The 26,143-nt window shown below is 38.0% G+C and carries 26 protein-coding genes, 1 riboswitch and 1 other annotated feature; of the genes, 17 read left to right on the forward strand and 9 right to left on the reverse strand.

Going from position 1 to position 26,143, the window contains the following annotated elements; translation table 11 throughout:
* Window positions 1-112: 112 nt before the first annotated feature.
* Window positions 113-1,105, reverse strand: a complete 993-nt coding sequence (locus tag ABD814_RS06345; RefSeq protein ID WP_344911447.1) for an NAD(P)/FAD-dependent oxidoreductase — start codon at window positions 1,103-1,105, stop codon at window positions 113-115.
* Window positions 1,106-1,305: 200 nt separating this feature from the next.
* Between ABD814_RS06345 and ABD814_RS06350 the strand changes: the two genes are divergently transcribed.
* A complete protein-coding gene (locus ABD814_RS06350; protein WP_344911449.1) occupies window positions 1,306-2,511 on the forward strand; it encodes an NAD(P)/FAD-dependent oxidoreductase in 1,206 nt (401 codons plus the stop codon).
* 52 nt (window positions 2,512-2,563) lie between these two features.
* A complete protein-coding gene (locus tag ABD814_RS06355; protein WP_344911451.1) occupies window positions 2,564-2,794 on the forward strand; it encodes a hypothetical protein in 231 nt (76 codons plus the stop codon).
* A gap of 68 nt (window positions 2,795-2,862) precedes the next feature.
* Here ABD814_RS06355 and ABD814_RS06360 read toward each other — a convergent pair whose 3' ends face one another.
* The 3 genes from ABD814_RS06360 to deoD form a co-directional block, all read right to left on the reverse strand.
* A complete protein-coding gene (locus ABD814_RS06360) occupies window positions 2,863-3,336 on the reverse strand; it encodes a divergent PAP2 family protein (protein WP_344911453.1) in 474 nt (157 codons plus the stop codon).
* Window positions 3,337-3,418: 82 nt separating this feature from the next.
* Entirely contained in the window at window positions 3,419-4,015 is a 597-nt protein-coding gene (locus ABD814_RS06365) for a biotin transporter BioY (protein WP_344911454.1), read from the reverse strand.
* Window positions 4,016-4,108: 93 nt separating this feature from the next.
* Window positions 4,109-4,819 (reverse strand): purine-nucleoside phosphorylase, encoded by a 711-nt coding sequence (gene deoD / locus ABD814_RS06370; RefSeq protein ID WP_344911456.1) that lies wholly within the window; start codon window positions 4,817-4,819, stop codon window positions 4,109-4,111.
* Window positions 4,820-5,053: 234 nt separating this feature from the next.
* Between deoD and ABD814_RS06375 the strand changes: the two genes are divergently transcribed.
* Window positions 5,054-5,317 carry a phosphocarrier protein HPr gene (locus ABD814_RS06375; RefSeq protein ID WP_344911457.1) on the forward strand — a complete coding sequence of 88 codons (264 nt, stop codon included), beginning with the start codon at window positions 5,054-5,056 and terminating at the stop codon, window positions 5,315-5,317.
* 126 nt (window positions 5,318-5,443) lie between these two features.
* Here ABD814_RS06375 and ABD814_RS06380 read toward each other — a convergent pair whose 3' ends face one another.
* On the reverse strand, window positions 5,444-6,610 hold the full coding sequence (locus ABD814_RS06380) for a MalY/PatB family protein (RefSeq protein WP_344911458.1): 1,167 nt from the start codon (window positions 6,608-6,610) through the stop codon (window positions 5,444-5,446).
* A gap of 239 nt (window positions 6,611-6,849) precedes the next feature.
* Here ABD814_RS06380 and yugI point away from each other — a divergent pair, with 239 nt between their 5' ends.
* The 11 genes from yugI (at window position 6,850) to ytkD (ending at window position 17,262) form a co-directional block, all read left to right on the forward strand.
* Entirely contained in the window at window positions 6,850-7,212 is a 363-nt protein-coding gene (gene yugI / locus ABD814_RS06385) for a S1 domain-containing post-transcriptional regulator GSP13 (RefSeq protein WP_344911460.1), read from the forward strand.
* Between the two features lie 199 nt (window positions 7,213-7,411).
* The gene (locus ABD814_RS06390) at window positions 7,412-8,758 is read left to right on the forward strand and encodes a glucose-6-phosphate isomerase (RefSeq protein ID WP_344911461.1); all 1,347 of its coding nucleotides are present in this window, start codon (window positions 7,412-7,414) and stop codon (window positions 8,756-8,758) included.
* A gap of 116 nt (window positions 8,759-8,874) precedes the next feature.
* Window positions 8,875-9,933 carry a M20/M25/M40 family metallo-hydrolase gene (locus tag ABD814_RS06395; protein WP_344911462.1) on the forward strand — a complete coding sequence of 353 codons (1,059 nt, stop codon included), beginning with the start codon at window positions 8,875-8,877 and terminating at the stop codon, window positions 9,931-9,933.
* Between the two features lie 268 nt (window positions 9,934-10,201).
* A riboswitch (FMN riboswitch) is annotated at window positions 10,202-10,340 on the forward strand.
* A gap of 153 nt (window positions 10,341-10,493) precedes the next feature.
* On the forward strand, window positions 10,494-11,072 hold the full coding sequence (locus ABD814_RS06400) for an ECF transporter S component (protein WP_344911464.1): 579 nt from the start codon (window positions 10,494-10,496) through the stop codon (window positions 11,070-11,072).
* 141 nt (window positions 11,073-11,213) lie between these two features.
* Window positions 11,214-11,558 carry an ArsR/SmtB family transcription factor gene (locus tag ABD814_RS06405; protein ID WP_344911465.1) on the forward strand — a complete coding sequence of 115 codons (345 nt, stop codon included), beginning with the start codon at window positions 11,214-11,216 and terminating at the stop codon, window positions 11,556-11,558.
* A 36-nt stretch (window positions 11,559-11,594) separates the two neighbouring features.
* Window positions 11,595-12,644 carry an ACR3 family arsenite efflux transporter gene (gene arsB / locus ABD814_RS06410; RefSeq protein WP_344911466.1) on the forward strand — a complete coding sequence of 350 codons (1,050 nt, stop codon included), beginning with the start codon at window positions 11,595-11,597 and terminating at the stop codon, window positions 12,642-12,644.
* A gap of 66 nt (window positions 12,645-12,710) precedes the next feature.
* Window positions 12,711-14,357: an FAD-dependent oxidoreductase gene (locus ABD814_RS06415; RefSeq protein WP_344911468.1), complete on the forward strand. Its 1,647-nt coding sequence runs from the start codon at window positions 12,711-12,713 to the stop codon at window positions 14,355-14,357.
* A gap of 146 nt (window positions 14,358-14,503) precedes the next feature.
* Window positions 14,504-15,733, forward strand: coding sequence for a DNA polymerase IV (locus ABD814_RS06420; protein WP_344911469.1), 1,230 nt, complete (start codon window positions 14,504-14,506; stop codon window positions 15,731-15,733).
* A gap of 15 nt (window positions 15,734-15,748) precedes the next feature.
* Complete coding sequence (locus ABD814_RS06425) at window positions 15,749-16,084, forward strand: YolD-like family protein (RefSeq protein ID WP_344911470.1); 336 nt, start codon at window positions 15,749-15,751, stop codon at window positions 16,082-16,084.
* Between the two features lie 75 nt (window positions 16,085-16,159).
* Entirely contained in the window at window positions 16,160-16,774 is a 615-nt protein-coding gene (locus ABD814_RS06430; protein ID WP_344911472.1) for a hypothetical protein, read from the forward strand.
* Between the two features lie 14 nt (window positions 16,775-16,788).
* Window positions 16,789-17,262 carry an RNA deprotection pyrophosphohydrolase gene (gene ytkD, locus ABD814_RS06435; RefSeq protein WP_344911473.1) on the forward strand — a complete coding sequence of 158 codons (474 nt, stop codon included), beginning with the start codon at window positions 16,789-16,791 and terminating at the stop codon, window positions 17,260-17,262.
* A gap of 34 nt (window positions 17,263-17,296) precedes the next feature.
* On the opposite strand, the gene ABD814_RS06440 is transcribed toward ytkD, so the two are convergent.
* Genes ABD814_RS06440 through ABD814_RS06450 form a run of 3 tightly spaced genes read right to left on the reverse strand, consistent with a single transcriptional unit; the run spans window position 17,297 to window position 19,859 of the window.
* A complete protein-coding gene (locus tag ABD814_RS06440) occupies window positions 17,297-18,091 on the reverse strand; it encodes an ABC transporter permease (protein ID WP_344911488.1) in 795 nt (264 codons plus the stop codon).
* On the reverse strand, window positions 18,072-18,860 hold the full coding sequence (locus ABD814_RS06445; protein WP_344911475.1) for an ABC transporter ATP-binding protein: 789 nt from the start codon (window positions 18,858-18,860) through the stop codon (window positions 18,072-18,074). The genes ABD814_RS06440 and ABD814_RS06445 overlap by 20 nt, the downstream gene beginning before the upstream one ends.
* A gap of 12 nt (window positions 18,861-18,872) precedes the next feature.
* The gene (locus tag ABD814_RS06450; RefSeq protein ID WP_344911477.1) at window positions 18,873-19,859 is read right to left on the reverse strand and encodes an ABC transporter substrate-binding protein; all 987 of its coding nucleotides are present in this window, start codon (window positions 19,857-19,859) and stop codon (window positions 18,873-18,875) included.
* Window positions 19,860-20,110: 251 nt separating this feature from the next.
* Between ABD814_RS06450 and metK the strand changes: the two genes are divergently transcribed.
* Together metK and ABD814_RS06460 are read left to right on the forward strand one after the other, a co-directional pair.
* Window positions 20,111-21,313 carry a methionine adenosyltransferase gene (metK, locus tag ABD814_RS06455; RefSeq protein WP_344911479.1) on the forward strand — a complete coding sequence of 401 codons (1,203 nt, stop codon included), beginning with the start codon at window positions 20,111-20,113 and terminating at the stop codon, window positions 21,311-21,313.
* Window positions 21,314-21,347: 34 nt separating this feature from the next.
* Window positions 21,348-22,433, forward strand: a complete 1,086-nt coding sequence (locus ABD814_RS06460; protein ID WP_344911481.1) for a tetraprenyl-beta-curcumene synthase family protein — start codon at window positions 21,348-21,350, stop codon at window positions 22,431-22,433.
* Between the two features lies 1 nt (window position 22,434).
* Here the strand turns inward: ABD814_RS06460 and mnmM are convergent, their stop codons facing one another.
* Window positions 22,435-22,998: a tRNA 5-(aminomethyl)-2-thiouridylate-methyltransferase MnmM gene (gene mnmM, locus ABD814_RS06465; protein ID WP_344911483.1), complete on the reverse strand. Its 564-nt coding sequence runs from the start codon at window positions 22,996-22,998 to the stop codon at window positions 22,435-22,437.
* A 139-nt stretch (window positions 22,999-23,137) separates the two neighbouring features.
* Window positions 23,138-23,356: a binding site (T-box leader), on the forward strand.
* A 75-nt stretch (window positions 23,357-23,431) separates the two neighbouring features.
* Here mnmM and leuS point away from each other — a divergent pair.
* The gene (gene leuS, locus ABD814_RS06470; protein WP_344911485.1) at window positions 23,432-25,852 is read left to right on the forward strand and encodes a leucine--tRNA ligase; all 2,421 of its coding nucleotides are present in this window, start codon (window positions 23,432-23,434) and stop codon (window positions 25,850-25,852) included.
* Window positions 25,853-26,143 lie beyond the last annotated feature (291 nt).

The raw sequence follows: 26,143 nt of genomic DNA on the forward strand, positions 1-26,143 counted from the left end.
CTTAGTTGATAAGGTTTAGCTCTTATCGAAATGAAGAACCCATCCCCCTAAAGTTAGATTTATATCTATAACTTTAGAGGGTCGGATCCTTATTTGAAGCTCTTTTTTTAGTCTAGTTATCAAACATATCCGTTGAATGTCGGGGTTGTAAGCGTGCATTTGGCTCGGTATGGGCGATTGCGTTATTAATCGCAGTTGGGCCTTCACCAAATCCTGTTGCAATCAGATTAACTTTACCTGGATACGTACAAATATCTCCGGCTGCATAAATCCCTTCAATATTCGTTTCCATCTTAGAATTGACGACAATACTATTTTTATCAATCTCTAGACCCCAATCTTTAATCGGTCCAAGTTTTGAAATGAAACCGTAGTTACAAATCACTGCATCAACATCAATTGTTTCAATCTGATCGCCTCGTACTTCCTTGACGATGACTTGCTCAATTTGATTCTCACCCATTAATTGATCTGGGACAAACGGTGTTAAAATGTTGACACTCGATTCGGTTAGTTTTTTGACACTATGTTCATGAGCGCGGAACTGATCGCGTCTATGAATCAATGTCACTTCTTTTGCGATTGGCTCGAGCATCAGTGCCCAGTCAACAGCTGAGTCACCGCCACCAAATAGGGCAATCCGCTTATCTTTAAACTGGTTCATTTGATCAACATAATAATGCAAGTTATGATTTTCAAATGCCTCAGCTTCTTTTAAGTTTAATTTTCTCGGTTGAAAAGCACCGTTACCAGCTGTAATAATAATTGTTTTAGAGAGATGTGTGCCTTTATTCGTTGTCAGTTCAAAAGTACCATCTTCTAATCGCTTGACTTGCTCGACTGCTTCTTCAAGACAAAAAGTAGGATCGAACATGTTTAATTGCTCTTCAAGGTTGTCAATCAATTGTTGAGCGCCTACTTTGGGGAAGCCTGCAATGTCATATATATTTTTTTCGGGGTAAAGGGCGCTTAATTGACCGCCGATATGTGGCAAGCTTTCAATAATTTTGACACTTGCTTGTCGTAAGCCACCATAGAAAGCGGTAAATAAGCCAACTGGGCCTGCCCCAATAATTGTTACATCATATAATTTACGTTCGACCATTTTTTCATCCTTCCTCTTCGCTAACATAACTAAGCATTATTCTAACACACTTTTGGTAAGAATCACTTTAAAAAGCTCTAGCCTGACTGTGTCTTTCTTTTGGTTAAAATTTGGATTGAAAAAAACCCCTGAAACAGATAAGATAAATATGACAAGATTGTGACAGAAAAGATTTAATCAGTCGTATGGGAGGGTTTAGTATGACCCCGATAAAAGTCGTTATTCTAGGCGCAGGATATGCGGGATTGACCGCAGTTATGAAATTACAAAAACAAAAGACAGATCAACCAATAGAACTGACACTAATTAATAAAAACCAGTATCATTATCAAACGATCTGGTTACATCGAAATGCGGTTGGTTCTCACTCTGTTGAAGATTCCACTTTTGATTTGCGAGAATTGCTTGATTTAAGTAAAGTGAATCTAGTTCAAGAAACCGTGACGAGTCTTGATCCGAATCAGCAAATTGTAAAAACGGAACAAGGATCGTACCGGTATGATTATTTATTTGTTGGCTTAGGTTCTGTGATCGATTCCTTTCAAATTCCAGGTTTAAGTGAGCATGCGTGTTCAATCACGACACTAGAACGGGCGACACAATTGTATGAGCGAATGTTGACGATGTTAGATCACTATCGTCAAACTGCGATGAATCGAGAACTTCAAGTTGCCATTGGTGGTGGGGGTTTTACTGGGGTTGTCCTTCTAGGTGAGTTAACTGAACGCTTACCACTGATCTGTGCGGAAAAGGGAATTGATCGAAAAAAAATTAAATTGCTTTCGATTGAGCATGAATCAACGGTTTTACCTGAGTTTGACTTGGAGCTTGGTGAATATGCAATGCAACAGTTGGAAGCTCGGGGTGTTGAATTCCGCTTAAAAACGAAAATAAAATCGCTGACAGATAAAAGTATGAAAATTGAACAATCAGGAATTGTTGAAGATATTCCGATTGATCTATTTGTTTGGACTGCGGGGGTTAAAGGTCATCCTCTAATTGAACAAGCAAACTTTAAAACGACGCTTGGGCGTGTCGAAGTAGAAGCTGATTTATCAGCGCCTGGGTATTCAAATATCTTCCTAATCGGTGATGTGGCAATCGTGAGAGATCAAACTGGTCGTGCTTACTTACCGAATGCTGACATCGCGATTCAAAAGGCTAAAACTGCTGTCGACAATTTGCTAATTAAATTATCTGGCTCGGATCAGACGAAAGCTTTTCAATTTAAAAATCGAGGAACGATCGCCTCAATTGGTGCAAAAGATGCGATTGGTGTGACGGCAAAAGGTCAGAAAATTTTTGGCCGTGCTGTTGCACTTTTAAAGAAGTTAGCTGATTATCAATTTTTATATCAAATTGGTGGTTGGAAGTTAGTTCGGATGCAATTAAGGAAAAGAAAATAAGTATAGATTTAGTTAATTATGGTTATCCTGTCCAATTAGGAAGGTGACTGAAATGAAAAAAATGATTTATTACTTTTTATTCGTGAGTGTCGTTATTTTTGCTGGCTTAACAACTGTTAGCGCAATTTCTAATATTCAATTTGTTGATATTTATCCAATCAATCAGCTAACAAGTTCGCCAACAAGTGGGCACTATCAAGTGCGTTCGATCAATTTTGATTATAAAACTGAAGCGATCGCAGCTTTTAAATCAAATGGAAATGATCAATTCGTTGAAGTTTAGTTTTTAACAATGAAAAAGCAATGCTAAGGTGGTTTGATACCGAACTTTAACATTGCTTTTATTTTGAGCTAAAAAAGTGGATAAGCGAGGAAGGCTAGAGCAATTCCGGTTAAGCCGCCGAAGAAAACTTCAATTGGTTGATGACCAAGTAATTCTTTTAGTTCCTGCTTTTTTTCAAATTCTTTTTTCTTTGACCACACTTTTGCTTCTTCAACAAAGTACTGGAAATCCTTGACTAACATATTTAAGACGATGGCTTGCTCTCCAGCTTGTCGTCTAATTCCAGTAGCATCAAACATAATAATGATACTAAATACACAAGATACCGCAAAAATTCCTGACGATATTCCGTGCTCTATCCCTACACCTGTTGTTACAGCGGCGACCGCAGCTGAGTGGCTACTAGGCATACCACCTGTACTAAATGCAAGACCAGGTTTGAATTCTTTTGTTGCTATATAATGAATGGGCACTTTTATTGCTTGAGCAAAAAGAATCGCAAACAGGGCGATCATTAATGGGAAATTTTCAAACAGAGCCACTCTTGACACATCCTTTCAATCACAAATCAAATGCTATCGATTATTATAGCACAATTATTTTAACAAAGTCATTTCGTACCCGTTAAATTTTTGCCTTTAAACGTGACGAAATAATTGGGAAGCGGCGCTGGTAGCGTTGGAATACAAAGGCTGCCACTAGAGCTAAACCAAAATCTTTAATCAGAAAAGGGAGCATTGATAACCAGGCTGATAGATAACGAAGCTCGAGTCCGAGCCACGTGTTCATCGCGAGGTACATATAACTAATCCCTATTATGTAATTAACCCCTACACCGATTAAGCAAACATATATTGTTGATTTTTGTGTCGTAATCGCTTTGCGTTCTGTTAAAAATCCACTCACATAAGCAACAAAAACAAATGATAATAAGAAACCACCAGTATAATTAATCAGGACAAATAATCCACCTTGCATTTGGGCAAAGACAGGGATACCGATTACTCCTAGTAAAAGATAGCCGATCATTGATAATGTACCGATTCGTTTTCCGAGCAATAAACCGGCTAGGATACTGAAAAAAGTTTGTAATGAGAGTGGTACAGATACCCCAGCAATCGGGATCGCGAGAAATGGTAACCAGGAAGTTAGATTTGCACCGATTGCCATCAAACAAATAAAAATCGCGCTATAGCACAATTCAAGAGTAGTCATTTTCATATTTTAGCTACACTCCTTTATCGTTAACTCATTTATTTATTGGTTAACATTCTATTCTGAATAAGAGTTTGCCCACTGACAAACTCCTAATCATTAATCTAAAATTGCTGTTTCTAAAGCAACTTCGATCATTTCATTAAATGTTGTTTGACGTTCTTTTGCAGATGTTTCTTCACCAGTTAACACGTGATCAGAAACGGTCAAGATCGCTAGTGCTTGGCGATTGAATTTTGCGGCTAAAGTATAGAGAGCGGTTGCTTCCATTTCCACGCCCAATACTTGATAGTCAGCTAATTTACCAAGTAGTTCTAATCCGTTGTCTCGATAAAAGCTATCGCTTGTAAAGACGTTTCCTACCCGTAATTTAAGCTTTTTCTCAGTACCGACTTGGTAAGCATTTTTAAGTAAATTAAAATCAGCAAGTGGGGCAAAGTCAATGCCACCAAATACCATTCGATTCACTTGTGAATCTGTCGTTGCACCTTGAGCTAAAATAACATCGCGTACTTTTACGTCCTTTTGAATCGCTCCACACGTACCTACGCGAATGAGCTTTTGCACATCATATTCTTGAATCAACTCATTGACATAGATCGAGATCGAGGGGACTCCCATGCCTGTTCCTTGCACTGAAACCCGCTTATTTTTATATGTTCCAGTATAACCGAGCATGCCTCGCACTTCGTTATAGCAAGTCGGGTTTTCTAGAAAATTCTCAGCGATGTACTTTGCGCGTAATGGATCGCCGGGCAATAAAATTTTATCAGCGATTTCACCTTGTTTTGCTCCTATATGTGTACTCAATTGTTGCTCCCCCAATCCGATTTTGTAATTCAAATTTATCACAATTATTTGCTGATTACAAACTGAAAATCGGTCAAGTAAAGAAGTTTTGAAAGATTTTTTAACGAAATCATTCATTTTCTTAACAAATTAGTTCATTCCATGCTAATATTAGTATATAATAGTTCTAAATAATCTATTTTTTAAGTTAAAGTAGATTGTTTAAAATGATGATCATAGTTGGGAGGAATGAGAATGAAAGAGCAAACGTTTACAATTACAGATGATACAGGTATTCACGCACGTCCAGCGACGTTGTTAGTGAACAAAGCGGGGCAGTATGAATCTGACGTCCAAATGCATTATAACGGAAAAACAGTAAACTTAAAATCAATTATGGGTGTCATGTCTTTAGGTGTACCTAAAGGAGCAGAAATTAGAGTGACTTGCGATGGTCCAGACGAAGATGAAGCAATCGAAGGCGTCGCAGCCGCTATTCGCGAACAACTAGGAGAATAATAAAAAAGAAAGATCTATCTCACGTGAATAGATCTTTCTTTTTTTGCCTTTATGCTCGTTCGAGCGCAAATCGAAAATATCGAGCGTAACCCCCAAAAAACAAGGATAAGCTGTTTTTATCCCAATTTATGTTCTATTGAGTGCGGCAATGATTTTGTCAACGCCTTCTTTAACATAAGCTGTAGGACTTGCGATATTCAAGCGCATAAAACCGCGACCTTCTTCACCAAATGTTAAGCCGTTATTTAGACCAACCTTTGCCTCTTCATTCATAAACTTAACTAAATCTCCTTGAGACAGATTCATTTTTCGACAGTCAAGCCAAATTAAATAGGTGCCTTCTGGTTGAATCACATCGATTTGATCACAATCAGCAAATGTATTTTTAACAAGCTGATAATTTTGCTGAAGTAATTGGATTAAGTCGGCTAGCCATTCATCTCCAGCTTGATAAGCAGCCTCTAAAGCGATAATCCCCAATGTATTTAGTGCGTTAAGTCCATATTTTGCAAAAACAGCTAAGATTTCAGTGCGTAATTTTTTATCAGGTATAACAGCATATGAAACTTGCAGACCAGCTAAGTTAAACGTCTTAGTTGGTGAAAAACAAGAGATAACCTTGTCTCTGATTAATGAATCAAGTGAGCCGATTGGAATATGCTTAGCAGGTTCATAAACAAGATCGGCATGAATTTCATCAGAAATAATCAAGACGTTGTATTTTTCAGCAAGTGCTAAAATTTTGGTTAATTCTGTTTCTGTCCAAACTCTCCCAACGGGGTTGTGTGGACTGCAAAAGAGCAGTGCTTTGACCCCTTGTTTGAATTTTTCTTCGAGATCAACGAAATCAATGGTATAGCGTCCGTTTTGATAAATCAGCGGATTTGTCACTAATTCACGTTGATGAGTTTTAATCATTTGTTGGAATGGGTGATAAACGGGTGTTTGAATTAAAATTTTATCACCAGGATCAGTTTGAGTTAAAATCGTCATATGAATTGTTGGAATCACTCCAGGACTATAGATGATCCAGTCAGCATCAATTTCCCAATCATGTTGCTTAATAAGCCACTGTTGAATGACTTTATCTAATTGTTCATCGGTTAAGGTATATCCGAAAATACCATGTTCAATTCGTTGAACTAGTGCCTTCTTGATTGGATCAGCAATTTCTAAATCCATATCAGCCACCCACATGGGCTGGATATCTTCTGAGCCAAACATGTCCTTTACCAAATCCCATTTCATTGAACGGGTTCCTTTTCTATTTGGGAAGCTTTCAAAATTATTCATCGTTTATTCAACTCCTCTGACATTTTTCTTTGATATTGGAGAGTATTATAACATATAAGTAATTTGAGGTGCATGATTTACTCAAGTTGGAGAGATATTAAATATACAGTCTAAGTAAAAATATTGTCGTTTATTTTTAATCTATGTTAGAATATATAATTGTGTATAAAATCATTCGGTAAATCCAGCGATCAACGCGATCGCTATTGATTTGTCAAACAAAAACAGGAGTTGTTATTATGTCGGAAAAATTAACAGAAGGTCAAGTATTAACAGGAAAAGTAACGGGAGTACAACCATACGGAGCGTTCGTTGCTTTAAATGATCAAGTTCAAGGACTTGTTCACATTTCTGAGTTAACCCACGGATTTGTTAAAGATATTAATGAGCATATCGCAGTTGGTGATGAAGTTAATGTTAAAATTTTGTCGATTGATGAAGAGAAAAATAAATATTCTCTCTCAATTCGTGCAACGGAGGAAGCGCCAAAGCAACCTCAACAAAGAAAGCAAGCTGCACCTGCACAGCAAGATGAGCCAGGTTTTAATACGTTAAAAGATAAGCTTGGCGAATGGTTAAAGCAATCAGAACAAAATAAATAATTGAAATGTCCAGGTCAGTATTGTTATACTGATCTGGTTTTTCTTTTGATCAGTTTGAGTTCAATTCAATTTTAACCGAGAACGAATTTTTTAATATTCGTAATTTTACAAAATCGCGGATTCTTTTTGCTTTTCAGACTTGCTTTCAAGCCATTATTTAGGTATCTTTAGATTAGACTATTTTTATGGGGGTAATCAGATGACACATATCCGTTTAGAATATGAAAAAGCATTGCCGTTTTTTGGTGAACATGAATTAGATTATTTGAAAGAGCCTGTTAAATTAGCGCATGAGATGGTACATAATAAGACAGGTGCTGGGAGTGACTTTTTAGGTTGGGTCGACTTACCAGAGAATTACGACAAAGAGGAATTTGCTCGAATTAAAAAAGCTGCTGAAAAAATTAAGTCAGATTCTGATGTTTTATTAGTGATTGGAATTGGTGGTTCTTATTTAGGTGCACGTGCAGCAATTGATATGCTCAATCACTCATTCTACAATGCGCTGTCACAGGACAAACGTAAAACACCACAAATTATTTTTGTCGGTAATAGCATTAGTTCAACTTATACAAAAGACGTTTTTGATCTATTAGAAGGTAAAGATGTTTCAATTAATGTGATTTCAAAAAGTGGAACAACGACGGAACCTGCGATTGCATTCCGAATTTTCCGTAAGTACCTTGAAGAAAAGTATGGTGCTGAAGAAGCGAAAGGACGTATTTTTACAACAACAGACCAAGCAAAAGGCGCTTTAAAGACACTTGCAGATGAACAAGGTTATGAAAGTTTTGTCATCCCTGATGATGTTGGTGGACGTTACTCTGTGTTAACGGCTGTTGGTTTACTACCAATCGCAGCAACTGGGGTTGACATAGATGCAATTATGGCCGGTGCACAAAAGGCACAAGCTGAATTAGCTTCACCTAATCTTGAAGAAAACCCTGCATATCAGTATGCAGCAATTCGAAACGTCCTTTATAACAAAGGGAAAACAATTGAAATGTTGATCAACTATGAGCCTGCATTGCAATATTTCTCTGAGTGGTGGAAGCAATTGTTTGGTGAAAGTGAAGGAAAAGATTTCAAAGGTATTTTCCCATCTTCAGCTAACTTCTCAACAGATTTGCACTCATTGGGACAATATGTTCAAGAAGGTCGTCGTGATCTATTTGAAACGGTTTTACATGTTGAAAAACCACGCCATGATTTGACGCTTGAAGCTGAAGAACAAGATCTTGATGGACTAAACTATCTTGCTGGTCAAACGATCGATTTTGTTAATGAAAAAGCATATCAGGGAACGATGCTTGCTCATACAGACGGTCAAGTGCCGAATTTAATTATTCACTTACCAGAATTAGATGCTTATACATTTGGTTACATCGTTTATTTCTTTGAAAAAGCATGTGCGATTAGTGGCTACCTACTTGGGGTTAATCCATTTGATCAGCCGGGTGTTGAAGCATATAAGAAGAATATGTTTGCTTTACTTGGCAAGCCAGGTTTTGAAAAAGAAAAAGCAGAATTAGAAAAACGTCTATAATCATTTTTAAAAAACTCGTTAGTGACTCTGATCGCTGGCGAGTTTTTTTAATGTTAACAATACATTTATCAGTGAAGTTTTGGTATGATATCAATAGTTCAAAAGGAGGCAGAAAAATGACGTTAGAAAATCAGGATTTTTTGTTAGACTTATTAAATACACCATCACCATCAAGTATGGAAGTTGAGATTCAAAAGAAATGGATTCATTATGTGAAGGATTTTGCTGATGAAATCATCACGGATCATGCAGGTAATGCGATTGGTGTTTTAAATAAAGAAGCGGACTTTAAAATTTTACTTGCAGGTCATATTGATGAGATTGCGTTAGTCGTTAATCGAATTGACGAAGCCGGTTTTATTTATTTTGATGAAGTTGGTCGGGTCAATCAGAAAGCAGCAATCGGGATGAAAGTTCGGATTCAAGGCTATGGTAAGGAGCTGGTTGGTGTGATCGGAGTCAATGCCCAACACCTTGGTGGGATTAAAGGTGATTTTGATTTAACCGATTTATTTATTGATGTTGGGGCTAAATCGAGAGCTGAAGTAGAAAAATTCGTCCAAATTGGTGATTTAATTGTTTATGATCGCAAACCGGAAATTTTAATGGATCGCTACATTTCTGGACGTGGGCTCGATAATCGAACAGGTGCTTTTATCGTGGCAGAAGTTTTGCGAAAATTAGCTGATCGTGATTTGAATGTTGGTGTTTACGCGGCGAGTACGGTTAATGAGGAAACGAATATGGGCGGTGCCTATTTTGCAGCAGCTGGAATTGAGCCGACGATGGCATTAGCCTGTGATGTGACATTTGCAACTGATCATCCGAAAGTGAATCGCGAAAAGTATGGGAGTGTAAAATTAGAGGGTGGACCAGTGATCGCAAAAGGTGCACCGATCAACCGCAAGATTAACCAGTGGTTAGAAAGAACTGCCGAGAAGCTTGATATGGCAATCCAATATGAGCTAACACCGCGCCATACGGGAACAGATGCAGACCGGATGCGATTAACGGGTAAAGGAGTGCCAGTCGCTTTAGTTTCCTTACCGTTACGTTATATGCATTCACCAGTTGAAACAGTTAGCATCCAAGATATTAAAGAAGAAATTGACTTGTTAGTTGAATTTATCGCTGATTTAACAGGGAAAGAAAATTTAAATCCATTAGAGGATTGATGGGCGAGATGTAGAGGAGTTATTCTCTGCATCTTTTTTTCGTTTTCGTGCGTTCGCACGTATCGACTGTGCGTTCGCACGCAAATCGAAAATATCGCACGCAAACGTAATATTTCGCACGCAAACGAGATAATATCGCACGCAAACGTAATATTTCGCACACAAACCATAAAACCGAAAAGGTATAAAGGGAATTTTCCGAAAAATATGGGCGTATACCTTTACAAATTCCTAGTTATCTACTATATTATAATTAAATGAATATCGATTGAATCTTCGGGGCAGGGTGTAATTCCCGACCGACGGTAAGCAACATTCGTGTTGTAAGTCCGTGACCCACTTTTTTAGTGGTTGATCTGGTGCGATTCCAGAACCGACAGTTAAAGTCTGGATGGGAGAAGATTAAGAGTGATTTGGCGTAGCCATTTATTTCTTGATACCTATTTATCCTAAAGCCCTTATCTGCTTTAGGATTTTTTATTTGGTCAAGAAAATTACTCTCCCTTCATCAAAGTATAGATTTTAATCGATATTTAAAAAAGATGAAGGAGGATGTTGATATGAAAAATCAATCATCAAAATTATTAAAACTTATTATCTTGTCACTATTTGGGACGATTTCAATGGTGTTGCTTTTCTTGAACTTTCCCTTACCGTTTCTCCCGCCATATTTAAAAGTTGATTTTGGCGAGGTGCCTACTTTGTTAGCTGCCTTGATCTTTACGCCGATGGCTGGTGTCGTTGTGCAGTTAATCAAAAACTTGCTTTATTTACTGTTTACGGGAGCAGCTGATCCAGTCGGGGTATTTGCAAATTTTGTGGCTGGGATCACTTTTGTCGTACCAATTTCAATCATTTATCACAAATATAAAGGTGATAAAAGTCTTATTTTTGGCTTGATTGCTGGAACGGTTATTATGACAATCGCGATGGGTATCTTAAATTACTTTGTTCTCCTGCCAATTTACAGTGTTATTATGGGCTGGGGTGACATGTCGAGTGTCGTGATGATCGGGACAATATTTGCGGGTGTAATTCCGTTTAATTTAGTTAAAGGCGTCATTGTGTCGTTACTATTTATTCCGCTCTTTGCTAAATTAAAACCTTGGATTAAACAAAAGCATGCAATATTTAATTAAATAAAATTTAAAAGAGCCAGGTGATTCCGATCATCTTTGGCTCTTTTTTACTTTTTAAAAAACTTTACATAAAATTTACTTGAACAGATAAGTAAATAAGCATATACTTATATCAGAAATAATTTTGAAAGGAGAAATAGGATGATTAATACATCGATCGAGATGGAACGAGCGGCACTCATCTTAAAGCTACTCGGTGATAAGACGAGATTAACGATGATGAAGTTGATTGAAAATCACGCTTGTTGTGTGTGTGAATTTGTTGAGATCTTCAAGATGAGTCAGCCGTCAATTAGCCAACATTTAAGGAAATTAAAAGATTTAGGCCTAGTTGAAGAAGAAAGAAATAGTCAATGGACATTTTACTCTGTCGATAAATCAAGTGAGTATTATCCATTTATTAAAACAATTCTTGATCAATTACCTAATCAAGATGAGAAAATAAGAGAGCTCGAAGAAAATGGGACACGAATTGAATGTTGTTAGTGCCCATTTATCTGATAACAAAAAAGAGGTGCGAAGATGACAGATAAACAAACGTCAGAAATTAGTTTTTTTCATAAATATTTAACGGTCTGGGTGATCGCTTGTATGGGAGTAGGTATTTTAATTGGCAAGTACTTCTCTGTGATCCCAGAGTTTTTAGGGAAATTTGAGTATGCAAGTATTTCAATCCCGACAGCAATCTTGATTTGGATTATGATTTATCCGATGATGATGAAGGTTGATTTTCAAAGTATTAAAAATGTTGGTAAAAATCCAAAAGGTCTTTATTTGACTTGGATCATAAATTGGTTGATTAAGCCATTTACAATGTTTGCAATTTCAAGTTTCTTTTTATTTGTTGTATTTAAGCAACTGATTCCAGTTGACATTGCTGATGGCTATTTAGCTGGGGCTGTTTTACTTGGAGCTGCTCCTTGTACAGCGATGGTTTTTGTTTGGAGCCATTTAACAAAAGGAAATCCAGCGTATACGGTCATTCAAGTTGCAACGAATAACTTGATTATCCTGATTGCATTTATACCGATCGTAAAGTTATTGCTCGGTGTAAGTGATGTGACTGTTCCTTGGGATACGCTCATTCTATCTGTTGTGCTTTTTGTAGCTATTCCATTAGCTGGTGGTGTATTAACAAGAATGTTTGTTACAAAAAGAAAAGGACTAAATTATTTTGAAAATGAATTTTTGCCAAAATTTGATGGGATTACAATTGCAGGCTTACTACTCATGTTAGTGCTTTTATTCTCATTTCAAGGTGATGTGATTTTAAATAACCCATTGCATATTCTGTTGATTGCCGTCCCATTGACAATTCAAACATTTCTTATTTTCATAATTGCTTATTTCGCAGCTAAGTTAATGAAATTACCTTTTGATATCGCTGCACCTGCAAGTATGATCGGTGCATCTAACTTCTTTGAGTTATCGGTAGCAGTTGCGATCGCTTTATTCGGGATGCAGTCTCCGGCTGCTTTAGCGACGACTGTCGGTGTCTTAACTGAGGTGCCATTAATGCTATTATTAGTGAAAATTGCGAATAAAACTCAGCATTGGTTTCCTGAAAAATAGATTAAAAGTTCAGTTAAGTAGGTTAGCTTTCCGAAATTAAAATCAGTTATTGGAGGCGTGAGAGAGATGAAAATAGTAATTATTGGGTCTGTTGCTGCAGGAACTTCAGTGGCTGCAAAAGCGCGAAGAAATGATGAAACGGCTGAAATAACGGTATATAATGCAGATCATGATATTTCCTATTCAATTTGTGGTATCCCTTATTTTTTAGGTGGAGAGATTGACGATTTAGCAACGTTAACACCAAGAGATGCTGACTGGTTTAAAAAACGTTACAATGTCGATATTCATACACGTCATGAAGTGACAGCAATTGATTCGAATGCGAAAACAGTCACTGTTAAAAATTTAACAACGCATGAAACGAAAGTGGATCACTATGACACGTTAGTCTTGGCAACAGGTGCATCGCCAAAAGTACCTCAAATTGATGGTGTAGATCAGAGTCACGTATTTCCGGTTCGTAACATTCAAAGTGCAGCAGCTATCGATCAGTATATTACGCTGAATAAATCTGAAAAGGCAACAATTATTGGTGCTGGTTTTATCGGATTGGAAATGGCAGAACAACTGACAGCGCGTGGTTTAGAAGTGACGTTAATTGAGGGTGAAAATCAAGTGATGCCACACTTAGATCGCGATATGGCTTTTAGAATAGCAGAAGAACTGCAGAAAAATAAGCTGACGCTGTTACTCGGAGAGTCGGTCACACAGATTACTAAAAAAACAGTTACAACAAGTAGTGGCAATACGATTGATTCAGACCTCGTTATTTTAGCAACAGGTGTCAAACCAAATACAAAGCTAATAGAGGGTACGGCGATTGCGCGTGGTGAATCCGGTGCAATTAAGGTCAATCAACAGATGCAAACGAACTTACCTAATATTTATGCTGCTGGTGACGCGGCGGAAAGTTTTTCGGTTATAACAGAAAAGCCACTTTATCGTCCATTAGGTTCGACAGCGAATAAGATGGGGCGTATCGCAGGGGATGCGATGACAGGCGGTACTCTGGCACACAGAGGTATACTAGGGACAGGTATTTTAAGGGTATTTGGCTTAACTGTCGGGTACACAGGTTTAACTGAGCAAGAGGCACGTGCTGAAGGCTTTGATATTGAGGTACTCCACAATATTAAGCCGGCAAAAGCGGAATACCTTGGTGGTGCAGAAATGGTCATTAAAGCAATTGCCGACAGACGTACAAAACGCCTACTTGGAGTACAAATTGTTGGTGAAGATGGTGTTGATAAACGGATTGATGTTTTCGTCACGGCACTTTCGTTTAAAGCGAAAGTTGATGATCTCTTCCATCTTGATTTAGCTTACGCACCACCGTTTAGCACGACAAAAGACCCGGTGATGTATACAGGGATGGCGCTCAAAAATGCAATTGATCTGAAAAATAAATTGATCACACCTGAAGAATTAGTGACTAGAATTTCGAATGGTGAGGAGCTCCAAATCATTGATACACGTGCAACGAAGCAGTATGAAGCGTCACGTGTTGATGGTGCGATCAATCTTCCGTTAGCTAAATTGCGTTCAGAAGCAAGTCAACTCAATCCTGCGCTAACAACAGTGACATACTGTAATAAAGGTGTGACTGGTAATGCAGCTCAAAACATTTTAATCAATCAAGGATTTAAAGATGTTTATAATTTATCTGGTGGTAATAAAAACTACCAAAGTTTTAAAAACAGTCAAAACTAAAGCGAGAAACCTGAGTCTATTAAATAATAGGCTCAGGTTTTTTTGGTTAGGAAGAAAATACAACTTGATAAGGAACGTTTGTTCGATTAAAATAAGAGCCACAAGAGATGTTCTTTCAATGTGACTTCTGAGGGGTGAGCTAGCAGATGGATCGAACGATCTTTTTAGTTGATATGCAATCATTTTATGCTTCTGTTGAAAAGGTGAGTCAACCCGAACTACAGAACAAGCCGGTTATCGTAGCGGGAGATCCAAAGCAACGAAGCGGGATTGTTCTGGCAGCTTGTCCACTCGCAAAAACATATGGTGTGAAAACCGCCGAACCACTTTGGCAAGCGAAAGCGAAATGTCCAGAACTTGAAGTTGTTCAGCCACATATGTCGCTCTATTTAAAGATATCCTATCAAATTACCAAGATCCTTGAGCAATATTCAGATTTAGTTGAAGTTTACTCAGTTGATGAACAATTTATTGACGTGACATATACACTCCATTTATTTGAGACGAAAGAGCAGCTGGCGAAGCAGATTCATGATGAAATCGTCGATTCAATCGGAGTCGAATCAAGGATTGGGATCGGTCCAAATAAAGTGTTAGCAAAGATGGCGTGTGACAATTTTGCTAAAAAAAATAGAATGGGAATTGCAGAATTAAATCCTGCTAATCTTGAAAAGTTACTTTGGCCACTTCCGATCGATGCGTTATTTGGTGTCGGTAGTCGGATGAAGGAACATCTGATAAATATGGGTTTACACACAATTGGGAATCTTGCTCAGCACCCAGTCAAGTGGTTGAGGAAACGCTGGGGGATTAACGGTGAAGTCCTTTGGCGACTCGCAAATGGTATCGATCAAAGTCCTGTTGTGCCACGAACTCATCAAACGCAAAAAGCAATTGGACACCATATGACATTACCACGAGATTATGATACGAGGGCTGAGATTTATGTGGTGATTAAAGAGTTGTCGGAAGAAGTGGCTCGCCGGGTGCGAAAGCAAAATTATTTAGGTTTGACTGTTTCTATTCAAGTTCAGAGTAATAACTTTCAGGAAAGGCAAGGCTTTAATCGTCAACTCACTTTAACTGATCCGACTCAATTGGGACGGGTGATCAATCGCGTAGCAAGGTGCTTGTTTGATCAATATTGGACCGGATATCCTGTTCGGGCATTAGGAATTGCTTTGTCGCAGCTGATGCCTAAAGCAGAAAGACAAATGTCATTATTTGATGATCCAACTGATGAAGAACAATTAGCGCGGATTATTGATCAAATCAAAGAGAAATATGGATTGACAGCAATTATGAGTGCCTCTTCGTTATCAAAAGCAGGGCAAGCACGAGTCAGGGCGACAAAAATTGGCGGTCATAACCGTTAGAAGGAGTTATGTTAGATGAAAAATAAGTTAACTGCAGGTTCAAATTTGTTATGGGAGTCAAGTCGAATGATGTTACCAGAGCATAAAGCATTATTACGAGAACACGAAGCAAGTCGAGACAAAAAACAACGCCCAAGCTATGATGAGCAATTTTTAACAGATCTAGTCTATCAAATTGAGACGGCTTTTATTGAGAATAGAATGATCAAATTAACATATTATGAAGATGAAGCGTATCATGAACGGACGGGGAAAATTACAGCTATTAATCGAGAAAGACAACAATTTCAGCTCTCAAGTAAAACAGAAACAGATCGATTTTCTCTGATTGATCTAATTTCAATTGAGTGACAATACGCGTACTTATGTTTAGAAACCAGTGAAAAGTGGTAGATTAAATTAACAGTATGAATAAGAGGTGAGAAAATGAAGCAGTATAAATTTGCTATACTAATAACTACTTTTACATTGATTTTAATTGGTCTGCTTCTGCTTTCTTATCAATCACCTGCGCAAGAAAATGATCAAACGATCACACAAAATCAGGGATATCGTTCGGTCCAAAGTATGGAAAAGTCTGTCGTAATGAAAGAAGATACTGTACAATTAGACCAAGCAATAAAGCAACAAGAACTGACGGAAGATGTTATGCTTGATAAACTGGAAGCATTTATTAATATTTTTCTTCAAGATATTGATCTAGAATATAAGGTAAGGGGGATCTCAACTAAAGCAGAGTTAATCGAGCAGTCGACCGAGATTGTTTCGCAAGAGGCACTTCAACCGTATGTTGATTTTTATTTTGAAGAAGTTGATAATGGACTGTATGTCGTTCCAACAGAATTACCACCATGGTTTGTTCCAGGAAATCCATATGAAATGACACAACTAGACAATGGTAATGTCGTCATTGAGCAAGAAAATGAGATTGAATTATATGGTCGATACCGGGTTCGGATTGAGTTTTCTGCACAGGAAAATTGGCGGATTGTTAAGATTGAGCACCCGCCCGCAAACGGAGAGCGATTAGACCTTATTTGAAAGTAGCGATGAAGATGCACGTTTTTCGAGATTATTATAATAATGAGGTAAAATTGTCATTTGAAAAAGACCCTTTTTCAAATATGCCAATGCATGTACTTGTTATTTGTAAGTATCAGGATAAATGGTTGTTAACAAACCATAAAACACGAGGATTAGAATTTCCTGGTGGGAAAGTAGAACGAAATGAAACAGCGAAGCAAGCGGCTATTCGTGAAGTGAAAGAAGAAACAGGTGCAGAAGTAGCTGATATATATTACGTTGGTCAGTATCATGTCGAGGGCAAGGGTGATCAAGTCGATAAAAATATTTATTATGCCGAGATCAGTGAATTGATTGAACAGCCGACTTATTATGAAACGGATGGACCTGTCTTACTTGAGCAACTACCTAAAAATATCAAACAGAAGCGAAATTTTAGCTTTATTATGAAAGATGATATTGTCAAGCGTAGTATCGAACGGATTAGCAAACAATTTAACAACTAAGCGCCAGCCTGATTAAGGCCGGACGCTTAGTTTTTTAATGGACTTTTTTAAGAAGCCATTTCTCAAAATAGGCAACACCTTGGTACATTAATGCGGCTAATAGTGCGATTAAAACGAGACTATAAAGAACTAAGGTGAAGTTAAAGACTTGAAAGCCATAGACGATTAAATAGCCTAAACCTTTTGATGCGACCAAAAATTCACCGACGATGACACCGACCCAAGACAAGCCAACATTGACTTTAAATGTTGAAATAATTGCGGGTAGTGTAGCTGGAAAAACCGCTTGGGTGAAGTTTTGCCACTTTGTTGAGCCGAAGCTACTTAATACTTTCAGGTAGTTTTGATCAACAGAAGAAAAGCCATTAAAGATCACGAGTGCTGTTACGATTACACAAATAATCGCACCTAGAGTAATAATTGAAATGTATCCAGGACCTAATGTGACAATAATAATTGGTCCTAATGCGACTTTTGGTAATGCATTGAAGACAACAAGATACGGGTCGATAATTTTCGAAAAACGTTCTGAATACCAAAGTAAAAAAGCAAGGATCACACCAATGAATGTACCGATCAGAAAGCCAGCCAATGTTTCGAAAATTGTAATTCGCATATGGAACCAGAGTGAGCCATTGATCAAGTTATCAGCTAAAAGCTTGCTAATTCGAGATGGTGAGCTAAAAATAAGTGGATCGATCCAATTGATTCGGCTACATACTTCCCAAACTACGAAAAAACCAATAAAAATCAGTAGTTGAGCAGATTTAATGATTCGTTTTTCTTTCACCTGACGTTGTAGAAAGTGCTCATAGAGTGGATGGTTCATTTTCTGCTTCAAGTCTCGTCATCTCCTTCCAAATAAAATCAAATAGTTTTTGATATTCTGGATGCTTACGTGCTTTAAACGGAGAAAGTTGCCGAACTTGATCGGGAACATCAATCCGCTGGTAAATACGTCCGGGTTTACGATCCATCAGAAAAATCGTGTCACTCATCGCAATTGCTTCGCCGATATCATGGGTAACTAATAGTGATGTTTTTCGATATTCTTTTAACAGATCAAGAACGAAATCTTCAAGAATTAGCTTTGTTTGATAATCAAGTGCAGAAAAGGGTTCATCAAGGAGAAGGAGTGCTGGTTCCGTCATTAACGTTCTTGCTAAGGCGACACGTTGCCTCATCCCGCCAGACAGCTGATCTGGATAGTTGTCGCTAATATTTGCTAAGCCGATCTTTTCTAACAGATTTTCAGCACGTTGTTGGTCTGTTTTTTTCAGTGTTCCTTGAATCGTTGGTCCAATTAAAACATTCGCTAAAATCGTTTTCCAAGGAAAGAGATAATCTTGTTGAAGCATGTAACCGATTGAGATTTTCTGATCGTTGATTGGTGTGCCATTAAATTTAATTGTCCCTTCGGTTGGCTGAATTAATTGAGCGATAATTGATAGTAGTGTTGACTTCCCACAACCGCTCGGACCTAATAGCGAATTAAAACGTCCTTGCTCAATTTTTAATGTCATCTCATCAAGTGCGTGGGTGACATTTTTTTCACTAAAATAATAATGTGAGATCGACTCTAGTTCTAAATAACTCAATTCAATTCCCCCTCACTGATCGATCACTTCTTCGGCAAAATCGGTATTGACTAAATCTTGATAAGGGATGTCTGCTGGCAGTTCATCTGCTTGGTCCATAATTGCTTTTAAATGCTCCCATGCGGATTCTTCTAGAAGCGGAGTGAGTGCGTATGAGCCTTGTTCTTTATAACGTTCAACAGACTTCGTCAACAAGTCAAGGTCAGTATCTTCAAAAAATGGTTGAACGATTTTTGCAATTTCAATTGGCTCTGCCTCTTGAACATATTGCTGTGCGCGGTAAATCGCCCGGGTAAACTTTAAAATAGTCTCAGGATGCTCTTCGATGAATGTTTCTTTTGCCATAAAGACAGTGTAAGGGACGTGCCCGGATTCTTCACCAAAAGAGGCGACGATTTGTCCGATGCCGTCTTTTTCAAATTGACTAGCAGTCGGTTCAAATAGCTGGACATAATCACCAATGCCACCTAAAAATGATGATGCAATATTGCCGAAATCAATATTTTGAATTAAATCTAATTCGCTATGTGGATCGATCTCGTGTTGCTTTAAGACATATTCACCGACCATTTGGGGCATGCCACCGACACGTTGACCTAAAAATTCAGTTCCGATTAAATCTGTGAATTTAAATGTGTCAGTTGGTTCTCTAGCGACGAGGAAAGTGCCGTCGGTTGCGGTTAGTTGAGCGAAATTAATAATCGGATCGTCTGAGCCTTGGCTGGCAACATAGATCGATGTTTCAGCACCAACTAAACCAATATCAGAGTGGTCGGAGAGTAATGAAATCATCACTTTGTCACCGCCCGCAATCAGTTGTAAATTAACATCTAGTCCTTCTTCTTCAAAGTAGCCAAGTTCGAGTGCGACGTATTGGGGGGCGTAAAAAATACTCCGGGTCACTTCGGCAAGGTTGATTTCTGTTAAATCGTTTGAGCGGGAACAACCAAATAAGAGTAATAAAGGAACTATACTGATTAAACAGTAGCGTTTGATCATATTAATCCATCCTTTTTAAGGTGCTTTTTCTTTAGATTATGCAGAATTACCTAGGTGTGTGTCGGAAGACGTTAATGCAGTGCTTTTTTGTGGGTGATATAGTAGTGGTGAATTGTTCGTCTAAACTTCTGATTTTTTTGTAATCTGTAAGAGTTTTGGTTTGATTTTGTGTTATGATAGAGAACAACCAAAAGGAATTTGGAAATAAAATCGAGAATTTTGAGGAAGAATGAGAAGGGAGATTTGACAGAATGACTGCAAATCGTCGATTATTTACGTCAGAATCGGTAACTGAAGGTCATCCAGATAAGATCTGTGACCAAATATCAGATGCCGTCCTAGATGCAATCTTAAAGGAAGATCCATTAGCTCGTGTCGCTTGCGAGACAACAATAACAACAGGTCTTGTCCTAGTCTCAGGTGAGATTACGACATCAACATATGTTGATATACCGAAAATTGTTAGACAAACGGTTAAGGAGATTGGCTATGTCGATTCAGCATTTGGTTTCGATTATGAAACGTGTGCTGTACTAACTGCAATTGATGAACAATCTCGTGATATTGCTGAAAGTGTAGACCTCTCGCTGGAAGCTCGTCAAGGCTTGATGAGCGAAGAAGAAATCGAAGCAATTGGTGCTGGTGACCAAGGTCTTATGTTTGGCTATGCTACAAATGAGACGGCTGAATACATGCCATTACCGATTTCATTAGCCCATCAACTTGCTAAACGACTAACTGACGTGCGTAAAAATGAGTCGTTACCTTATCTGCGTCCAGATGGTAAAACGCAGGTAACGATTGAATATGATCAAAATAATCAACCTGTTCGGATTGATACGATTGTTATTTCAACTCAACATGATGCTGAAGTAACTTTAGAGCAGATCCAAGCAGATATGAGAGAGTATGTCATTAAAGCTGTTGTTCCAACTGAGCTTTTAGACGATGATACAAAATATATTATTAACCCGTCAGGTCGCTTTGTCATCGGTGGACCACAAGGTGACGTCGGCTTAACAGGGCGAAAAATTATCGTCGATACGTATGGTGGCTATGCCCGTCATGGTGGCGGTGCTTTTAGTGGGAAAGATGCAACCAAAGTCGATCGCTCAGCTTCATATGCTGCACGTTATGTTGCTAAAAATATTGTCGCAGCAGGGCTTGCGGATAGCTGTGAAGTTCAATTAGCTTATGCGATTGGCGTGGCAGATCCCGTTTCGATTTCAATTGATACATTTGGAACAGGTAAGGTAAATGAAGCAACCCTCGTTAAAGCGGTTCGAGCCTTATTTGATTTACGTCCGGCGGGCATTATTAACATGTTAGAATTGCGCCAACCTATTTTCAAACGAACAGCAGCATATGGTCATTTTGGCCGAACAGATTATCAATTCCCGTGGGAACGATTAGATAAAGTCGAAGCAATTAAAAACTTTATTGCTGAAAAATAATCGGACGAATTAGATAATAAATGGAGTGAAAAAGATGAATGAACAGGACTATCGATCGGCACTTCGCTTAGCTAAAACAGGGATCAAAAGAACGATTCCGGCTGCTAATCAAGAACTGTCATATTGGTTAAGTCGAGCAAAGCAAATTCCAAACCCCCACCTTCGTAAGCAGGCAGTGGAGAGTATTGAATCAAAAGCTTTTCACGCACAAGGTGGTGGCATTTATGCGATGTTAGCTGGCGACAAATGGCGTGAGGCAATGACGTTTATTGTTGCTTACCAAACGATCAGTGATTATTTAGACAACCTCTGTGATCGAAGTGATTCATTAGATCCGATCGATTTTCGTTCATTGCATCAATCGATGTTAGTGATTTTTAACCTTTCTACTGAAAAAGAGAATTACTACCAGTATCGTGGTGATCAAGATGATGGAGGTTATTTAGCAGAGCTTGTCGAGGTTTGCCAAAAGCAATTGCGACAGCTAACAAACTACACTGCAATTAAAGAGGATTTAATTAAGCTCGCATCAAAATATATTGATTTACAAGTTGATAAACACGTCGTTCCAGACGAACGTGTCGAACGCTTAATTAAACAGTTTGAAAAAAGTGAACTGACTGACTCATCAATTACTTGGTATGAATATGCCGCAGCAACAGGTTCAACGTTAGCGATTTTTTGCTTAGTAAGCTATGCTCATCGACAAGTGGGATTAACTCAAGCTGAAAGTCATCAAATTTATCAAAGTTATTTTCCGTACGTTCAAGGTTTACATATTTTGTTGGACTATTTAATTGATCAAGTAGAGGACAAAAGAGAAGGTGATCTAAATTTTTGTTCCTACTATCCAAATGATGAAAAAATGACCGAACGACTCATTTATTTTATCAACCAAAGTGAACAAGCGATTCGGGGTTTACCAGATCAACATTTCCATCATTATATTTATCAAGGCTTGCTTGCTCTCTACTTAAAAGATCCAAAAGTGAACCAAATAAAAAATAGTAAGCAAATTAAAAGAGCATTGTTAAAAGCAGGTGGTGCTCGGACACGATTTTTCCATTTTGGGCTTCACTTAATTGATTTAGATCTAAAAAAGACAGATCAAGTTTTCTAACTCAATCTGTCTTTTTCTTTTCAACCGCTAAAACAAATGGTGGATTGTTTTTTTGATTAATGAATCCATAACGAAGAACATTAAAGTACTGTTGATCAAATTCAGTGAAATAATCTAACAGAGCATTTTTTTCTTCTTCACCACCGGGATGACCGTGATAAACGACACAAACAAGAATCCCACCTTGCTTTAACCGAGCGATAATTTGTTGAATCGCTCCAATTGTATGCCCAGGCTTAGTAATGACTGTTTTATCGCTTCCGGGTAAATAGCCAAGATTAAAAATCGCTGCTGTAATTTGTTGGTCAACGTATTGGCTAATTTGGTCATGGCTATCATGAATTAATTCAACATTTGATACCGATTCTGTGACTAACCGGTTTTTAGTGTTCGCGATTGCTTCAGCCTGAATATCGAATGCATAGACTTTACCTGCTTCACCTACTGCTCGACTGAGCATGATGGTATCGTGGCCATTACCACACGTAGCATCAATCACATGATCGCCAGGTTTAACAACTTGTTCAATTAAGTGATGGGCAAATGGAATTACGCGTTTTAACATGATCGAACTCCTTCACAAAATAAATTCTTCACGCTATTTTATCATAAGAAAATCGAATCCGCACGAGTCAGTTTTAACGATTGGACTTAGATTGCTTGACAAATAGGAGCTATTTCACTAAAATACTGTTAAAATATGAAGAACGACGATGAGAAGGAATAGTAATCAATTGTTCAAGCTAATTAGAGAGGTAACGGTTGCTGGAAGTTACCCTTGACGATGATGAACTCACCTTTTATGTTGCGATTGTGAAATAAAGTAGTGATCGCCGTATTCTGCGTTAAAGAAAACGAAGTGAACATGATTAACAATGTTAATTTTGGGTGGTACCGCGGGAAAAAAAGTTCTCGTCCCAGTTTTGGGATGAGGACTTTTTATTTTTACGAACTGACGTTCTAAAAATGATGATTAGAAATAAGGGAGGCACACGATCATGGCTTATGATCATAAGAAAGTTGAAACAAAATGGAATCAATATTGGCTTAAGAATAAGACATTTAAAACAGATGCAAGCTCAAACAAGAAGAAATTTTATGCGTTAGATATGTTCCCATATCCTTCAGGTTCTGGCTTACATGTAGGACATCCAGAAGGTTACACAGCGACAGATATTTTATCACGGATGAAGCGGATGCAGGGGTATGAAGTTCTTCATCCAATGGGTTGGGATGCTTTCGGTTTACCGGCAGAGCAATATGCCTTAGATACAGGAAATGATCCAGCAGAATTTACCGATAAAAATATTGATACATTTAGACGCCAAATTCAAGATCTTGGTTTTTCATATGATTGGGATCGTGAAATGAGTACGACTGATCCAGATTATTATAAATGGACACAGTGGATTTTCTTAAAATTATATGAAAAAGGCTTAGCTTATATTGATGAAGTACCTGTTAACTGGTGTCCAGCCTTGGGAACAGTGCTAGCAAATGAAGAAGTGATTGACGGCTTAAGTGAGCGTGGTGGTCATCCAGTTGAAAGAAAGCCAATGAAACAGTGGATGCTTCGAATTACTGCATATGCAGACCGCCTATTAGAAGATCTAGATGAACTTGATTGGCCAGAGAGCATTAAAGAAATGCAACGCAACTGGATCGGCCGATCTGAAGGTGCAAATGTTACTTTTGAAGTAGCTGGACAAGATGAGTCATTCACTGTCTTCACAACTAGACCTGACACATTATTTGGCGCAACTTATGCTGTGTTAGCACCAGAACATAAGCTAGTTGAAAAAATTACAACAGCAGACCAAAAAGAACACGTGTCAGCATATATTGAAAAGAACAAATCGAAAAGTGATTTAGAACGAACAGATTTAGCTAAAGAAAAAACCGGTGTATTCACAGGTGCTTATGCGATTAATCCAATTAATAATCAGGAAATTCCAATTTGGATTGCTGACTATGTTCTAGCTAGTTATGGAACAGGAGCGATTATGTCTGTACCTGCACATGACCAGCGCGACTATGATTTTGCAAAAACATATAACTTAGCTATTATTCCAGTGCTTGAAGGTGGCGATATTGAAAAAGAAGCCTTTACTGAAGATGGAAAGCACATCAACTCAGGCTTTTTAGATGGTTTAAATAAAGACGACGGCATTAAAAAAGCGATTGATTGGTTAGAAAAAGAAGGTAAAGGTGAACGGCAAGTAACCTATCGCTTGCGTGACTGGTTATTTAGTCGTCAACGTTACTGGGGCGAACCGATCCCAATTATTCATTGGGAAGATGGAACGACAACGGGTGTTGATGAAAGCGAATTGCCAGTAATCTTACCAAAAACAACTGAAATTAAACCATCTGGCACCGGTGAATCACCACTAGCAAATATTGAAGATTGGGTGAATGTGACCGATCCAAAAACAGGTATGAAAGGTCGTAGAGAAACAAATACAATGCCGCAATGGGCAGGTAGTAGTTGGTACTACTTACGTTTTATTGACCCAACAAATTCAGACCATCTTGCAGATAAAGATTTATTGAACGAATGGTTACCAGTTGATGTCTACATCGGTGGTGCAGAACACGCTGTATTACACTTGTTATATGCGCGATTCTGGCACAAGTTCCTCTATGATATCGGTGTCGTACCAACAAAAGAACCATTCCAAAAGTTATTTAACCAAGGGATGATCCTCGGTGAAAATAATGAGAAGATGAGTAAGTCGAAAGGTAATGTCGTCAATCCAGATGATATTGTCAGAAGCCACGGAGCCGATACGTTAAGACTTTATGAAATGTTTATGGGTCCACTCGACGCTTCAATTGCATGGTCAGAAACAGGCCTAGACGGTGCCCGTCGATTCTTAGATCGTGTCTGGCGTTTGTTTATCAATGAAGAAACAGAAGCATTATCGGCAAAAATTGTTAAACAAGTCGCAGAAGACAAATTAGAAAAAGTTTATCACGAGACAGTTAAACAAGTTACCGAAAATTATCAGGATCTAAAGTTTAATACTGCGATATCACAAATGATGGTTTTTATTAATGAAGCGTATAAAACTGATCAGATCTTAACAGCATATGTTGAAGGCTTTGTTAAGCTACTTTCACCAATTGCGCCATTTATTGCAGAAGAACTGTGGTGTAAGTTAGGTTATGACGAAACAATCGCATTTGAAAGCTGGCCAATATACGATGAAACAAAACTTGAAGAAAATGAAGTCGAGATTGTCGTGCAAATTTTAGGCAAAAATAGAGCGAGAATGATGGTTGATAAAGATGTAACAAGGGAAGAACTTGAGAAACTTGCATTAGAACATGAAGCAATTAAAGAAAGAATCGCTGATAAAACAGTTCGAAAAGTAATTGTTGTTCCAGGGAAACTTGTTAATATCGTTGCTAATTAAAGACCTTATTACCAAATTAAGCGATCAGTTATCTAAACTGATCGCTTAATTTTTCTGATCTTTTTTAAAAAAGTGCTTGACATTTGAATTGAAAATGCGTAAACTATTTTCTGTTGCCAATAAATCTGTCGGCTCAAACAAAGGAAGACTTGGTAGTTGACAAGGTGATTGACGACGTGCTATAATTACTATGCTGTCGACAAGAAACGACAGTACTAATTGATCTTTGAAAACTGAATCCAAACAACCAAAGAAGTTAAGAAAAGAAGTAAACAGAAGCTAGTGCTTCAA

This window comes from Amphibacillus indicireducens, from assembly GCF_039539605.1.
GTDB classification, from domain to species: Bacteria; Bacillota; Bacilli; order Bacillales; family Amphibacillaceae; genus Amphibacillus; species Amphibacillus indicireducens.